Annotated in this window: 11 protein-coding genes and 3 pseudogenes; 2 read left to right on the top strand and 12 right to left on the bottom strand. The window is 68.0% G+C overall.

Translation table 11 applies throughout. The features are described 5' to 3' along the window. Positions 1 to 128: 128 nt before the first annotated feature. The 3 genes and pseudogenes from ACGFY5_RS44745 to ACGFY5_RS44735 form a co-directional block, all read right to left on the bottom strand. Positions 129 to 1,334 carry an IS30 family transposase gene (locus tag ACGFY5_RS44745; protein ID WP_392731148.1) on the bottom strand — a complete coding sequence of 402 codons (1,206 nt, stop codon included), beginning with the start codon at positions 1,332 to 1,334 and terminating at the stop codon, positions 129 to 131. 15 nt (positions 1,335 to 1,349) lie between these two features. Continuing rightward, a pseudogene (locus ACGFY5_RS44740) lies at positions 1,350 to 1,694 on the bottom strand (transposase); the annotation flags it as partial. Between the two features lie 47 nt (positions 1,695 to 1,741). Next, positions 1,742 to 2,455: pseudogene (locus ACGFY5_RS44735) on the bottom strand (transposase); the annotation flags it as partial. A gap of 80 nt (positions 2,456 to 2,535) precedes the next feature. Here ACGFY5_RS44735 and ACGFY5_RS44730 point away from each other — a divergent pair. After that, a complete protein-coding gene (locus ACGFY5_RS44730) occupies positions 2,536 to 3,222 on the top strand; it encodes a pentapeptide repeat-containing protein (protein ID WP_392731146.1) in 687 nt (228 codons plus the stop codon). 348 nt (positions 3,223 to 3,570) lie between these two features. Here ACGFY5_RS44730 and ACGFY5_RS44725 read toward each other — a convergent pair. Beyond that, positions 3,571 to 4,364 (bottom strand): annotated as a pseudogene (locus tag ACGFY5_RS44725) (transposase family protein). A 576-nt stretch (positions 4,365 to 4,940) separates the two neighbouring features. Here ACGFY5_RS44725 and ACGFY5_RS44720 point away from each other — a divergent pair. Then, positions 4,941 to 6,134: an IS110 family transposase gene (locus tag ACGFY5_RS44720; protein ID WP_392731141.1), complete on the top strand. Its 1,194-nt coding sequence runs from the start codon at positions 4,941 to 4,943 to the stop codon at positions 6,132 to 6,134. 790 nt (positions 6,135 to 6,924) lie between these two features. Here the strand turns inward: ACGFY5_RS44720 and ACGFY5_RS44715 are convergent. From ACGFY5_RS44715 to ACGFY5_RS44680, 8 genes are all read right to left on the bottom strand, one after another. Continuing rightward, positions 6,925 to 7,944, bottom strand: coding sequence for a dihydrodipicolinate synthase family protein (locus tag ACGFY5_RS44715; RefSeq protein WP_392731139.1), 1,020 nt, complete (start codon positions 7,942 to 7,944; stop codon positions 6,925 to 6,927). Further along, positions 7,944 to 9,176: an amidohydrolase family protein gene (locus tag ACGFY5_RS44710; protein ID WP_392731137.1), complete on the bottom strand. Its 1,233-nt coding sequence runs from the start codon at positions 9,174 to 9,176 to the stop codon at positions 7,944 to 7,946. The genes ACGFY5_RS44715 and ACGFY5_RS44710 overlap by 1 nt, the downstream gene beginning before the upstream one ends. Continuing rightward, a complete protein-coding gene (locus ACGFY5_RS44705) occupies positions 9,173 to 9,832 on the bottom strand; it encodes an ABC transporter ATP-binding protein (protein ID WP_392731145.1) in 660 nt (219 codons plus the stop codon). The genes ACGFY5_RS44710 and ACGFY5_RS44705 overlap by 4 nt, the downstream gene beginning before the upstream one ends. A gap of 11 nt (positions 9,833 to 9,843) precedes the next feature. Next, positions 9,844 to 10,596: an ABC transporter ATP-binding protein gene (locus ACGFY5_RS44700; protein ID WP_392731135.1), complete on the bottom strand. Its 753-nt coding sequence runs from the start codon at positions 10,594 to 10,596 to the stop codon at positions 9,844 to 9,846. Then, a complete protein-coding gene (locus tag ACGFY5_RS44695) occupies positions 10,589 to 11,515 on the bottom strand; it encodes a branched-chain amino acid ABC transporter permease (protein ID WP_392731134.1) in 927 nt (308 codons plus the stop codon). Before ACGFY5_RS44695 ends, ACGFY5_RS44700 begins: the two co-directional genes overlap by 8 nt. Next, positions 11,512 to 12,366 (bottom strand): branched-chain amino acid ABC transporter permease, encoded by an 855-nt coding sequence (locus ACGFY5_RS44690; RefSeq protein ID WP_392731132.1) that lies wholly within the window; start codon positions 12,364 to 12,366, stop codon positions 11,512 to 11,514. The genes ACGFY5_RS44695 and ACGFY5_RS44690 overlap by 4 nt, the downstream gene beginning before the upstream one ends. Positions 12,367 to 12,389: 23 nt before the next feature. Further along, the gene (locus ACGFY5_RS44685) at positions 12,390 to 13,601 is read right to left on the bottom strand and encodes an ABC transporter substrate-binding protein (protein ID WP_392731130.1); all 1,212 of its coding nucleotides are present in this window, start codon (positions 13,599 to 13,601) and stop codon (positions 12,390 to 12,392) included. Positions 13,602 to 13,705: 104 nt separating this feature from the next. After that, positions 13,706 to 14,602, bottom strand: coding sequence for a LysR family transcriptional regulator (locus tag ACGFY5_RS44680; RefSeq protein WP_392731128.1), 897 nt, complete (start codon positions 14,600 to 14,602; stop codon positions 13,706 to 13,708). Between the last annotated feature and the right edge of the window lie 27 nt (positions 14,603 to 14,629).

Raw genomic sequence — 14,629 nt, 5'->3', positions numbered from 1 at the left:
CAGGTCAGAGGTCATGCGGGCGTCGATGGAGTAGCCCACGATCCGCCGTGAGCAGGCGTCTTTGACTGCGCAGAGATAGAGCTTGCCCTCGGCGGCTTGGATTCCAGCAGTCGTCGCAACAGTTGAGGTCAGGACGCGTCCAGTAAAGCAGCGAGCCGTTCGGCGGGGGTTTCCCAGTCGAGCGATTTTCGTGGCCGGTCGTTGAGTTCGTCGGCGACGGCTTGGAGCTCCTCGACGGTCTGGCGGGAGAGGTCTTGGCCTTTCGGGAAGTACTGGCGCAGCAGCCCGTTGGTGTTTTCGTTGCTGCCGCGCTGCCAGGGCGAGGCTGGGTCGCAGAAGTAGACGTCCATGTCCGTGGCGAGGGTGAACGCCCGGTGTTCGGACATCTCGCAGCCCTGATCCCAGGTCAGCGTGCCTCTCAACGCGTCGGGCAGTCGTCCGACCGCGGTGATGAGGCTGTCGCGGACGGCGTCGGCGCTGCGGTCACGGCCCACCGGGCCCAGCATGACGAAGCGGCTGGACCGTTCGACTAGGGTCGCGATCGCCGATCCCTGGGCCGCGCCGATGATGAGGTCTCCCTCCCAGTGGCCGGGGACGGCCCGGGTCTCGACTTCGGCGGGACGTTGGCTGATGGACTTCATGAGGTCGACGAACCGTGGCCGGCGGGCATCGGGCTTCTTGCGCGGCTTGCGGGCCCCGCGGCCGCGCCGGAGCTGCGCGGCCAGCTCCCGCTTGAGCTCCCCCCGGGCGTGGACGTAGATCGCCTGGTAGATGGTCTCGATGCCCCCACGCATCTCCGGCCGGTCGGGGAAGTCTCTGGCCAGCCGTTTGCTGATCTGCTCCGGCGACCACTTAGTCTTCAGTTTCGCCTGGACGTAGGCGAACAGCTCGGCGTTGACGATCAACTTCGGCCGCCGCGTTCGCAGCCGGCGCTGGACCGAGAGCCGGTGCGCGGTATGGGGCAGGTAACCGCGCTGGGACACCGTGTTGCGCTTCAGTTCCCGGCTGATCGTGGACGGCGAACGGCTCATCACCGCCGCGATCGCGCGGACCGACAGCCCGGGGGCCTGCAGATCCTTGAGCTGCTCGCGTTCGAGCAGGCCCAGGTAACGCGGGTCGATGACCTTCTCGACGCGGTCGAGGTCAACCCGACCGCCGATCGCGCCAGCAGCGCGTCCCGGTTTCACGCCCGGCGTTGTTGTCGGCTCTGGGTAACGCACGACGCGGCCGTCGGGATAGACCCGGCCGCGGTGAATGATCGTGATGCCTTTGTCCCAGTCCGCTGCCGACCGGAAATCGGCGCCAACCCGGGCCGCCGCCTGACGCCGGGTCAGCCCCTCGGCCCGCAGCCGCAGGAACTCCTCGCGTCGGGGATTGACCTTACGGGCCTCGCTGGTGGAGATTCCCGCCTTGCTCGCCCAGGCATAAGCCGTCGGCGGATGGATCCGGAGCTCAAGAGCGGCCGCCGCGATGTTTCCCCACTCCGCAGCGAGCCGGAGAAATTCGGCCTTCTCCGCAGGCGAGTACCTCCTCGGTGCTCTGCGCTGCATCGTCAGACCGGCCTGCCGCACCCAGGTATATGCCGCCGCTGGATGGACACCCGCCGCCTCGGCGGCGACCCGGACGTCCCCGCCGCTGTCCAGCAGCCGGAAGAACTGCTCCTTCTGCTCCTTGCTGTACTTCGGACCGGACACCGCCGCCGCATTCCGCGAGGCGTTGCGACGACTGCTGGAATCCAAGCGGTCGGATGCTCGGTGATGTCGGTGAGCCAGAGCTGATTCGGTTCGGCCGCGGTGAACTCGCGTCGGACCAGGTCGTCATGGACCGGCGGTCCGGGCCGTCGGCTGCGGCCGCGTTTGCGGGCGTGAGCTGACCAGAGACGCTGCTGGGTGCAGAGCCGGTTGACCCGGTTGCCGCTCGCGACGATGCCCTGATCAGCGAGTTCGTCGGCGATGAATCGATAGCCGAATTCCGGGTCGTCGTGGTGGATGTCGATGGCGGCATTGATCAAATGGGCGTCGTCCCAGTCCCGGTCGGTGATCGGTCGGGCCTTCCCCTGGTAGAAGGCTTGTTTGGAGAAACCCAGCGTCCGGCAGGTCACCGCAACGCCGAACACCATCAGCGGCAAAATCGAGGACCAGCGGAAACATCATTTTGGGAGCACGTCGCGGGCGAAGTAGGCCGTCGCCCGCCGCAGAATCTCGTTCTCCTGCTCCAGCTGCTTGGTCCGCCGCCGCAACTCGCGGTTTTCCGCCTCGAGATCACTGTCGGCAGCCGGCTTCACAGACGACGCGGGCGCACCCGTCCCGTCTTCGCGGTCGGCGATTTTCAACCAGCGGTTCAGGCAGGACTCGGAGATACCGAAGCTGCGTGCGACTTCGGCGATCGTGCCGTCGCCCTGACGGGCGACCACGATGACATCAGCCCGGAACTCTTTCGGGAACGGCTCGGGCATGGACTGATCCTCCCAGCGAGGCCAAGGCCTCACAGGTCAAGGAGTCAACCGAACCCTGGGCAGTCCCGTTCGGCGCAAACCTGACCAATGCGATCCTGCGCGGAGCGCAGCTGAACACGGCGAACCTGCGTGGCGCGAACTTGCACGACGCGCACCTGGACCACGCTGACCTGACCAGAGCGGACTTGCGTGGCGCGGACCTTCGTGGCGCGGACGTGCCCTATGCATTCATGACGAGCGCGGACCTGCGCAACGCGAAGCTGCAAGGTGCGCATCTGGACGTTACCCAAGCTAGTTGCATACGACTCGACGACGTCGACCTGACCGGCGCGACCATGTTCGGAATGAACCTGACCGGCGCGAACCTGACCCGCGCGGAGCTGCGCGACGCAAACCTGAGATCCGCCAACCTAAGAAGCGCTCTGCTCAAAGAGACAAAGTTGTACCGTACAGACCTGACGGAGGCACGATTACAATCCGCCAAACTCCCCGGAGCATTACTGATCGAGACGACCCTAAACAAGGCGATGCTTTACCGCGCGAAATTCATACACGCAAACCTGCTCCGGGCGAACCTCACTGACGCGGACCTAACCGAAGCCGACCTGACCCGTGCGCACCTGGAGGATGCCGATCTGATCCACGCCGACCTGACCCGTGCCATCCTTACCGACGCCGACCTGACCGACGCCGACCTGACCGGCGTGCACGGTGAGCCTGCATCCGAAACCCTGGCTCAGCTCTGTCGACGCATCGGTAGCTGCTGACACACCTGACGGCCAGCCAGCTAAGCGAGCGACTCCGCAGGCCGCCGCCATGCCGACCTGCATGCCGGCTGGCCAGGTCGGTCGAAAGGAATAAAACGATCCAGTTCCACATCCGCATCGGCTTACCCTGCGAGCATCCAGTCCACCCTGGGCCGTGCGGCGTAATTCAGCTTTGTTCAGTGGCCATAACTCCACTCTGGCCCAGGGTCTGCACGATCGGATAGCGACGGAGCAAGCGGGGTGGACTTCGCCAACGACCCGAGAGATCACTAGCGAACTCTCGGGGGCCGCCTAAACGATGTCTCGTAACTCGCTCCGGGTAGCGTCGACCCGGTTCGGGTCAGCGGGTCATCCGGTGAGCGCGAGGTTGTGGAGCAGCGCGATGCCGGCCGCGGTGGCGTGGAGAGTGCGGGCGGCGCGGCGGTAGTCGCGGAGGATCTTGTAGGTCTTCATCCGGGCGAAGCAGTGCTCGACGGCGGCTCTGACCTGCCGATGCTTGGTGTTCCACTCCTCCTGCCAGGCCGGTAGTCGTTCCTGCCCGGCAGCGCGGCGGTAGGGCAGGATCACCTCCGGGTGGCCCTGGTAGGCGCCATCGGCCACGACCGGACGTCCCGTGAGCTGGTCTTTCATCCCGGAGTCGGTGTACGCGATGGTGTCGTTGCGCTTGCCCGGTTGCGGATCGCCGACGGCGATGACCAGGCGGGTGTCCGCGTCGATGGCGACCTGCAGGTTCGTGGAGTACCGGTAGTTCTTCGACGAGGCCGCGAGGGTGTGGTCGCGGGTCGGCACGAGGGTGCCATCCACGATCGCGATCTGATCGACCCGGCGTTTCCGCACCGGGGCGAGCGCGAGCAGCGGGCCGAGGGTGTCAGCACCCGGGGCACGGCCGAGTGGGAGACACCGAACAGTGGCCCGAGCTGCCGCATCGTCAGGTTCGTCCGCCAGTAGGTCGCGATCAGCAGCACCCGATCGGGCAGCTCCAGGGCCCACTGCCGGCCCGGACGCCCGTCTTGGATCTCCTCACCGCCGCGCTCGGAGACCAGCCGCACCAGCTTGCGGAACTCGGCCGGACTCAAACCGGTGAACGGCTCGATCCACTCCCGGCGGGACGCGGTGATGACCGGCGACGACACACCGGGCATCCTCCACGATGGCCGGTCACCAGACCTAACCGGGTTACGAGACGTCCCCTAGGGATCGAACCCAGAACCCGCGGATTAAAAGTCCGGATTGTACGCTTATCGAGTCGCCTAAGCTATTTGTACCACCACGACGCACCCCCCGCTACCACGAATTGCCTGACGACACCGGCTACGAAGCCCGGCTCGCGACCCCGACGCAGCCGATCCGCGGCCACCACACCACCGCGAACCACCCCAGCGCACCACGCTGCATTACATCCGAGCAACCACCGATCAACCGGCTGATCCGACCACGAGCACGCCAGCTACTCGCCGCTGGCCGCGGCGCGCGCTATCCGCGGCTACTTATTCAATGGGCGGTAGGACGGTGCCCGACGGGGTAGCGTCCAGGCGCCCGGTTCGTTGCTCCCTTCGCGGCTGCCCACGCTGGTCGTGTGGCTCTCTCGTGGCCTGCGCGGGCCGGGCGTCGCTTCAGGGTCGGAGTGGCTGAAGAGGGGTGTGCCCCGCGCTCGAAGTAGCGGTGCCCTCACGACCTTTCCTGTTGTCGCAGGGGGCGCTGAAGGAACCGACGCATCAATGAACAGTGCTTTGACCGGTCCGTCGTCCGGTTCGTGCCGGGTGGTGATCGGGATGGATCCGCATAAGCGATCGGTCACGATCGAGGTGATGGCCAGCGACGAGACCGTTCTGGGCGGGGGCCGGTTCGAGACCACGGTCGACGCCTACGCAGCCATGAAGGATTCGGTGGCCGGCTGGCCGGAACGGGTATGGGCGATCGAGGGCTGCAACGGCATCGGTAAACACATCGCTGCCCGCCTGATCAGTGACGGTGAGCAGGTCATCGACGTGCCACCCAAACTGTCTGCCCGGGCCCGCGTCTTCGCCACCGGCCAAGGCCGCAAGACCGACGCCACCGACGCCCACTCCGTCGCGCTGGTCGGCACCCGGATGGCCGGGCTGCACCCGGTCGTCGACGACCAGCAGCTGGCGGTCCTGCAGACCCTGGTCGACCGGCGGCGTTCACTCGGCGAAGACCACACCCGGATGACCTCCCAGCTCCACGCCTTGCTCCTGCTGCTCATCCCGGGCGGGGCGAAAAGGTTCTTGTCGGCCGCGCAAGCCAAGAAGATCCTGGCCGGCGTTCACCCGACCGACCCGGCTGGGAAAACACGCCGCCGGGTCGCCGCGGAACTCATCGCCGACCTCGAACGGATTTACCAACGCAGTAAAGATGCCGACAAAGAGCTCCGCGACCTCGTCCGCGCGACCGGCACCAGCCTCTTGGACCTGCACGGCATCGGCCCCTCCGGCGCCGCCCGGCTGCTGGTCGAAGTCAGCAATATCCAGCGGTTCCCCACCAGAGCCCACTTCGGGTCCTGGACCGGCACCGCACCGATCGACGCGTCCTCCGGTGACCACGTCCGCCACCGGCTCTCCCGCGGCGGGAACCGGCAAATCAACCGGGTCCTGCACACGATGGCCACCGTCCAGCTGCGCAACCCCACCGCCGGCCGCGCCTACTACGACCGGCGCAAAAGCGAGGGCAAAACCTCGAACGAAGCCATGCGCGCCCTCAAACGACGTCGCTCCGACGTCGTCTACCGCACCATGCTCCGCGACGCACGAAACCCAGCCGGGACGGGCCCGGGAGGACACCCGGGGACGACACCTGACTCCAGCGCGGCCGACTCCAACCCCGACATCGACCCTTCGGAAAAGTCACTCCCCGGACCCGCCACCAACCACCATAGGACCTCGGGCTTGACCTAGAGGGGTGTCATGAGCGGATGTTGTCCGCTGCCGGTACGCAGTCGTAAAACTGGCTCACGCGCCACCACGTCTCGGTGGGACGCCAGTTCGCCAACGGGCCGCATGCGTTCGGACTGATCGGGCTGGCACACTCGGCCAGGCGCCAACCGCCACCGAAGAGTCGGCGGAGATCGAGGGGCTGCGACGGGAGAACGCCGAACCGGGTACGGCGCGGCATGTGGGGGTGAAGTACAGCTCCATCGCGGACTTATCCGCCGACCGATCTCCGCAGAACCCTCACGGTCAGTTCCAGCAGTCGTTGGAGCGCTTCTTATGGTGGCGGCGACGGTGCGGCTTGCACTCGTCGTAGCCGCAGTTCGTCGTGCCCCCGCAGACTGGGTGCGCCGGCCTGGACGTCGTGTTATGTCCGGCGGCGACTGAAGTGGCTGAGCGACGCGGAAGCTGCAGCAGTACCCCGGGAGCGGTTCGCCAGCGATTGAAGCCGCGTCCGGTCAAGCGTGATTTCCGCAACGGGTTCGCCGATGACCTCCGGGTCAACGCGAAGCGCGCGCTCCGGCTCGGGCCGCAGATGATGCGCCGGGCGCGTTGGACGACTCGGTTCGTACGTGACGGCACGCCGTTCGAGCTGCCAACACCGCACGGTTCGAGCCATGTGGTCGTCGCAGTATGACGGGCAGCGGTCGTGACGCCGTCGACGTCCTGTTCGACAGCGGTGTCCGCCGAGGCGGCGACGTGGTGAAGGTGTAGCCCTCGGAGCGAAGGCGGTGCTGGTCGGGCGGGGGGCTGGCGATCACGGGTCCGGCCGAGTTGATCCGAACGATGGGCCTGCTCGGCTGCGCTTCCCCTCAGTGACCTCGGCCTCCCGGGCCGTGGGAGACGGGGCGAGGCCCACGTCCTGGAGGATCCGGCGGATGCTCGCCAGCGCCGCCGGGTCCTCCACCGGTAGCTTAGGTTTGCGCGGGTAACCGCCGCTCTCCCCCAGGATGTTCATCGCCGCCTTGAGCGTCGGCTGCATGCCACCGAAAGCCCAGTTGTAGCCGTCCGCTCGGTCGCCGGCGAGGCCGGCCATGAGTTTCTCGAATCGGTGCACGATCGCGTAGGCCCGGACCGCGTCGCCCTGCCAGGCCGCTTCGAAGAATCCCGGCATGTCGGCACCGAGAAGCATGCCGCTGCCGAAGTGCCCGTCACCGCCGAAGCCGCCGCGGATCAACGCGAAGCCGACCCGGTTGAGCATGTTGCCGAATACCCGCAGTGTTGCGCCGACCGCGTCGATGGTCTCGATGAACTCCCCCATGCCCGGCGCGCTCTGCTTCACCGCCACGACGGTCGGGATCTCGGCGAGCCGGGCGAGCTCCGGAACGCTGACGTGATGCCCGTTGTCCTGCGGGAAGTTGTACAGCCAGGCGGGGATCGGCGCCGCGCCGAACACTTCGCGGTAGTAGTTCTCCAGCTCGTCGGTCGTCGGCCGGGCGAGGGGCGGCGGACTGGCTATCACGGAGGTGGCTCCGGTACGCGCGGCGTGTTCGACGAGCGCGGCGGCATCATCAGCGCGTGAGCACGTGACGCCGACGACGGTCGGCACCCGGCCGGCGACGGTCGCCACCGCGATCTCGGCCACGCGGCGGCGCTCGTCCAGCGTCTGGCTGAACCACTCGCCGGTGCTGCCGTTGACGCAGATGCCGTGGGCGCCGTTCGAAACCGACCGCTCGATCACCGAACGCAGCGCGTCCTCGTCGAGTGCGCCGTCGGCGGTGAACGGCGTGATCGCGGCCGTCCAGTAACCCGCCCACGTGACGTCGTTGCGGTCCATCAGGAAGTCCTCTCCGGTCGACGCTCGACGGTGATCCGGCCGGCCTGGAGGACCGCGTGGATGGCGTTCGGGTCCTGCAGCACGGTGATGTCCTCGGCCGGATCGCCGTCCACGATCAGCAGGTCGGCCACAAAACCGGGGCGGACGGCGCCGAGGTCGTGCCCGCGCCCGACGATCTCGGCGTTGACCGACGTCGCGGACCGGATCGCTTCCAGCGTCCCGGTCACCCGCGCCTGGAGTTCCAGCTCGAGGGCCTTGCGCGGCTGATGGCGTCCCAGAACGTCCGAGCCGGAGCCGATCCGTACGCCCGCGTCGAGCGCGATTCGCAGCGACGTGTACGCGGAGGCCAGGACGGTGTCGATCTGGTCGACCTGTTCACGGCTCATCCCCATCTCCCGGCCGTCCACGGACAACAACTGGAACGTGGCGATGGTGGGCACCAGAAACGTGCCCTGTGCCGCCATCAACGCTGCCGACTCCTCGTCGAGCAGGTTCCCGTGCTCGATCGACCGGACGCCCGCGTGCACGGCGTTGGCGATCGCTTCCGGGTTGTAGGCGTGCGCCAGGACGTGCCGGCCGCGAGCACCGGCTTCCTGGACGATGGCCGTGAGCTCCTCGCGCGTGAACTGCGTGTCGGTCACCTCGTCGCCGTGCGAGGCGCATCCACCGCTGGCCATCACCTTGACCTGATGAGCGCCCGCGCGGAGCACCTCCCGCGCGGCCCATCGCACCTGTTCGACGCCGTCGGCGACAACGCCGGTCCAGACCAGGCCGTCGAACATCACGGCCGGCTGCCGATCGTGTCCCCGGCGCAGATCCGAGTGCCCGCCGGTCTGGCTGAGCGGACCGTTGGAGACCAGCAGTCTCGGCCCGGCGACCATGCCGTTCGCGATCGCCCGGGCGAACCCCGCGTCGGTGTATCCGGCGTCGCGGATCGTCGTGTAGCCGTGCCGCAGCGTCGACGAGCTCTCGGCGAACACCGTCGCCGCGTACTCGGGGCGGGAGCCCGACGTCAATCGGTCGAGGTAGTCGGTGGCACCGAGGTGGGCATGGGCGTCGATCAGTCCGGGCAGCACGGTCCGGCCCGCGCAGTCGATGACGTCCGCGTCCCCGCGGTGCGCCGCGCCGGTACCGATCGAGGTGATGTGCCCGTCCTCGATCCGCAACCACGAGTCGGGCACCGGGTCGCGGCCGGTACCGTCGATCAACGTCGCGTGGATCAGGAGAGTCATGGCGCCTCCGACAGGTCGCCACCCAGGTAGAGCGCACCCAGGCGTGGATCGTCCAGCAGGTCGGCGGCCGCGCCCTCCAGCGCGACCGTTCCCGCCTCCAGCACGTAGCAGCGGTCCGCCGCACCCAAGGCCAGCCGGACGTTCTGCTCCACGAGCAAAATGCTGATTCCGACGTCCTTGAGCCGGCCGACGATCTCGAAGACGTGCTGCGCGGCCTGCGGCGACAGCGCCGCGGACGGCTCGTCGAGCAGCAGTACGTCGGGGCGCCGCACCAGCGCCATCGCGAGCGCGAGAAGCTGGCGTTCGCCTCCGGACAGCAGCGCCGCGGGCCGTCCGGCGAGCTCGGCGAGCCGCGGGAACTCGCCCAGCAACTCAGTGACACGGTTCCGGCTGTCCGTTTTTCGCGCCATGACGTGGAGGTTCTCGCGCACCGTCAGGCTCGGGAACGTGTTGCTGACTTGGGGCACGTACCCCAGCCGGCCGGAGATCCGGACTTCACCACTGGTCCTCCGCAGCAGACCGCTGACGACCTTCAGGCAGGTTGACTTGCCGGCGCCGTTCGGCCCGATGAGGCAGACCACCTCGGCTTCACGCACGGTCAGCGACAGGTCGTCGAGAATCCGGCTGTCGCCGTAGCCCGCGCAGACACCGGCCATCTCCAGCGCGGTCACGGCGTGCCACCGAGGTACGCCTCCAGCACGCGCGGGTCCCGCCGCACCACGTCGGGACTGCCGTGGGTGAGCGTCCGGCCCTGCGCCAGCACCTGCACGTGATCGCAGCTGTTCATGACGAACTCCATGTTGTGTTCGATGACCCCCACGGCGACGCCACCATCGGCGATCGCACGCAGCGTGGTCGCGATCCTCCGGGCGAGCGCCGGGTGGACGCCTGCCACCGGCTCGTCCAGGAGCAGCACCGCGGGTGATCGCATCAGCGCCCGGCCGATCTCCAGAAGCTTGCGTTGGCCGCCGGACAGGGCGTCGGCACGGTTGTCGAGAACGGGAGTGAGGCCGACGAAGTCGGCCGTCTCGACGGCGGAGTCGATCAGCGCCCGGGCCTCGGCGGCGTGCGCGCGGCGACGAAACGCGGTCACCAGCGACCCGACCGGCGCCGGCCGCGACCCCGCCACGACCAGGTTCTCGAGCGTGGTCAGCCCGCTGAACACCCGCGGCGTCTGGAACGTCCGAGCGACGCCGGCCGCCGCGACCCGGTGCGGGGACAGCCGCGTCGGCCGGCCGCCGACGGAGACCATCCCGCGGTCGCACCGCACGAAGCCGGTGACACAGTCGAACAGCGTCGTCTTGCCCGCGCCGTTGGGGCCGATGAGCCCAGTCAGCCGGCTCGACGCGAGCGTCAGCGAAACGTCGGTGAGCACCTCGAGCCCGCCGAACCGGACGGAGACGTTCCGTACCTCAAGCATCGACCCGCACCTTCTCCACACGCGGTCCGGACCGAAGGTGGTGACGGGAGCTCATCGGAAGAATTCCCTGGGGACGCAGCCGCATCGTGCCGATCAGCAGCAAGCCGATGACGATCCACCGGATCGACGCGAGTTGGGTGTCGCTGAACGCGGTGATCCCGAAGTCGGGGAAGAACCGCGTCAGCTCGAACAACGCGGCGATCGCCGCCGCACCGAGCGCGGCGCCGGCGTGGCTCGCGCCGCCGATGACGATCCCGGCCCAGAGGTAGAACGTGACGCGCGGATCGAACTGCTCGGCGGAGACGAACCCGATCCAGTGGGCGTAGAAGGCACCGGCGAGCGCGGCGAGCGCTGACCCCCACACGAGCACCATCGTCTTGTACGCGGCGACGTCGCGGCCCAGCATCGCCGCGGCGGTCTCGTCGTCGCGGATGCTCGCGAGGTTCAGCCCGAGTAGTCCCCGGCTCATCACCCGCACCAGGAAGCCGGTCACCGTCAGCAGAGCAGCGGCCAGCGCGAACCAGATCACGGCGAACGCGTCGGGATTCAGCTCACCGAACGGCCGGGGTACGCCGACCAGACCGCCCGGTCCGCCGGTCACGTCGAGGTTCTGCAACAGTGCGCGCAACGCCTCGGCGAACGCGATCGTCACGATCGCCAGGTAGTGCGACGTGAGCCGGGCGGCGATCCACCCGAGCGGAAACGCGGCCAGACCGCCGAGCACGCACGCCACCGGTACGGAGAGGGTCAGGGGCACCTCGTTGATCGACAACAGCGCCGACGTGTACGCCCCGACCCCGAAGAACGCGATGTGCCCGAAGTTGATGATCCCGGTGCGTCCCACCTGAAGGTTGAGCGATAGCCCGAGCGCGCCGTAGAGCAACGCGACGGTCGCGATCGCGGTCAGGTAGGTGTTCACACGCGCACCGCCTTGCCCAGCAGGCCCTGCGGCCGGGCGAGCAGCAGCAGGGTGATCAGCACGAACGCGAACACCGGCTTAAACACCGCGGGAAAGGCCAGCGTGAACACTTCCATGCCGACGCCCACCAGCACACCGCCGAGGATTGCGCCCCCGAAACCGCCGAGCCCACCGAGAATCGCCGCCGCGAAGGACGGCAACAACAGATTCCAGCCCATCAGCGGGGTCAGCTGGGACTTGACGCCCAGGCACACCCCGGCGATCGCGGCCGGCACCCCGACCAGGCCCCACGTCAGCATCAGCGTCCGGTTCTCGGAAATGCCGGCGACCCGGGCCAGCGACCGATCGTCGGACAACGCCCGCATGTCGCGACCGAGCCCGGTCCGGCCGATCACCACCGCGACCACCGCCATCGTCGCGAGTGCGACCAGGCTGGTGTACACGGCCGCCTTGCTGACGTGGACGCCTCCCGGGGCGAACTCACCGGCCACCCCGAAGCCGTACGTCCGCAGCGAGCTGCCCCAGATCAACGCGATCGTGTTGTCCAGCACGAACTCGAGACCGACGGTCACGATGAGCAGCGTCATCAAGGGTGCGGTCCGGAACGGTCGGATGACGAACCAGTAGCAGAGGGCGCCGAGCCCGAACGCGGTCAGCACGCCGGCGGCGATCGCCAAGTACCAGCTGTCCAAGAACCGTCCGTAGGCGTAGGTCGCGTAGGCGCCCGCAGCGACCAGACCCCCGTGGCTGACGTTGGGGAATCTCTGCACCACGTAGACGAGCGAGACACCCAGCGCCATCAGTCCGATGAGAAGTCCGTCGGTGATTCCGTTCACCAGAGCCTGCAGCACCGCTTCCGCCCTTCGAGACCCGCTCAGGAGAGGGTGAATTCCTTCAGCAACTCGATCCGGCCAGCCTTGACGCGGTACACGCCGTAACCGGTCAACTGGTCGCCTCTGCTGTCGAACTCCAGGTCGCTCGACGCGCCCTGGTAGTCGATCTCGTCGCCGTCGCGCAAAGCGGCCACACCGTCGGCGTAACTGTCCACTTTCCGGCCGGGCGCGGAGGTGACGTGTGCGACCGCCTCGGTGAGCGCGTCGCCCTCCGTGCACTTGCACGACTCCATCGCCAGCGCGGCGACGACGGCTGAGTCGTAGGCGGAGAACACGAACGTGTCGCTCGCGAGCAGGGGCGAGCCCGTCTTCTTCTCGAACGCCTGCCGCAGGTGCTCGTAGGCCTTGCCCTTGACGTTCGGCGCGGCGTCCACCGAGTACAGGCCTTCTGCCGCCTGGTTGCCCACGGCGTCCAGCAGACCCTGGTTGACCGACCAACCGACCGACAGCCAGGTGCCCTTCTGCGCCGAGTTCCGCGCGTCCTTCATCATCGCGGCGAGCTCCGGCGTGTAGCCCACGTTGACGATGACGTCCGCGCGTTCTTCGATCGCGCGGCGTACCTCGCTGGTATAGCTGCTCTGGTTCGGCGGGTAGGTCACCGAGTCGACCACCCGGCCACCGAGCTTCTCGAACGCGGTCGTGAAGCTGCCGATGATCGTCAGGCCGCTCGGATCATTGCGCGACATGGCGACCACGGTCTGCCAACCCTGCGCCCGGACCGCACGGGCGATCGCGTCGCCGGTGTACTTGCCCGGCGGATAGAAGCGCCAGACGAGGTTCTTGTCGTCGAGTTTCGTGATGTCGCCCGCGCCCGCCGCGGTCATGAGCAACTTGCCGCTCTGGATCGCCATCGGCGCCACCGCGAGCGTCTCCGCGCTGGACCACAGGCCCATGATCGCGCTGACGCGGTTGACGCTGATCAGCTTCTGCGCGGCCCGGGTTGCGGCGTCCGGGTCGGTCTGGGAGTCCTGGAGATGTAATCGCAGCCGACGGCCCATGGGCGGGTCGGCGTTGATCTCGCCGACCGCGATCCGCAGCGCCGTCTCGATGTCCGGCCCGTACACCGACCCACCACCGGTCAACGGCACCAGCCCACCGACGTTGATCACGCCACCGGAGCCGTTCGAGCTACAGGCAACCGCCAAAGACAGGGCGACGCAGATCAGCGAGATGTGAACTCCCAAGCGCCTCATCGGGTCCTCCGGAGCAGAGCAGGGGTCTCGCGGTAGCGACAACGCTAGGGTCCTGGCGCCGACGGGCGATGCTTGTTCGGGTCAGATCAATACTGTCCTGATCATCAGTTCGTGACGTGGCGCAGGAGATGGACCAAGTCGTCCCGCGCCGCGCTGCGCTCGCCCTTTCGGGACGCCATGAGGATGGTCGAGCTCGCCGGGTTCCCCCGCAGGCGGACGAACGCGACCCCGTCGCGCGGCAGCTTGGCGGTCTCACTGGACACCAGCGCCACGCCGTACCCGGCGGCGACGAACGCCAGCAGCATCAACGTGCTCTGCGCCAGCTGCACGACCCTCGGAGTGAAGCCGACCGTGGCGCAGCCACTGAGCATCGCATTGATCATGCCCTGACCGATGCTGCCCTCGTAGGCGACGAACGGCTCGTCGGTCAGCTCGGCGAGGTCGATCTCGCCTGCGGGTAAGAGCCGGTGCCGGGCGGGCAATGCCGCGACGAACACGTCCGAGCACACGGGCTCGAACTCCAGCCACGGGTCGACATTGCCCGGGGCGCGCAGCAGACCGCAGTCGATGCTGCCGTCGTGCAGCGCCGTGACCTGGTCGCGAGTGTCCAGCTGAAACAAGTTCAGCTCCATCCGGGCGTGCAGGAGAACGAACTGGGAGAGCGCCCGGGGCAGCAGGCCGACGGCCAGCGGTTCGACGTACCCGACGGCGAGCTGCCCCGCCGCACCGGCCGCTGTCGACCTGGTCTGCTCCATCGCCCGTGACAGCCGCGCGACCACGATTTCGATCTCCGCCAGGAACGTCTCGCCCGCGGGCGTCAGCTCGACGTTGCGCGAATTGCGTCGCAACAACGCAACGCCGAGCACGTCCTCCAGCGCCTGGATGTGCCGGGTCAGCGGCGGTTGCGTCGTGTGCAGCCGGGCCGCCGCCCGTCCGAAGTGCAGGTCGGCCGCCACCGCCTGGAACGCTCGTAACTGCTGGATCGTCGGGTCCTTCGCCATGTGGGCATCGAAGTCACCCGAGAGAGC

It is taken from the genome of Cryptosporangium sp. NPDC048952, assembly GCF_043197895.1.
Lineage (GTDB): Bacteria > Actinomycetota > Actinomycetes > Mycobacteriales > Cryptosporangiaceae > Cryptosporangium.
The sequence above is the reverse complement of the archived record's forward strand: the minus strand, read 5'-3'. Positions and strand labels throughout refer to the sequence as shown.

Excerpts from the sequence above, each read along its gene's own strand:
- ACGFY5_RS44720 (WP_392731141.1), top strand. The coding sequence starts at position 4,941 with ATGAACAGTGCTTTGACCGGTCCGTCGTCCGGTTCGTGCCGGGTGGTG.
- ACGFY5_RS44715 (WP_392731139.1), bottom strand. The coding sequence starts at position 7,944 with ATGGACCGCAACGACGTCACGTGGGCGGGTTACTGGACGGCCGCGATC.
- ACGFY5_RS44710 (WP_392731137.1), bottom strand. The coding sequence starts at position 9,176 with ATGACTCTCCTGATCCACGCGACGTTGATCGACGGTACCGGCCGCGAC.
- ACGFY5_RS44705 (WP_392731145.1), bottom strand. The coding sequence starts at position 9,832 with ATGGCCGGTGTCTGCGCGGGCTACGGCGACAGCCGGATTCTCGACGAC.
- ACGFY5_RS44700 (WP_392731135.1), bottom strand. The coding sequence starts at position 10,596 with ATGCTTGAGGTACGGAACGTCTCCGTCCGGTTCGGCGGGCTCGAGGTG.
- ACGFY5_RS44685 (WP_392731130.1), bottom strand. The coding sequence starts at position 13,601 with ATGAGGCGCTTGGGAGTTCACATCTCGCTGATCTGCGTCGCCCTGTCT.
- ACGFY5_RS44680 (WP_392731128.1), bottom strand. The coding sequence starts at position 14,602 with ATGGCGAAGGACCCGACGATCCAGCAGTTACGAGCGTTCCAGGCGGTG.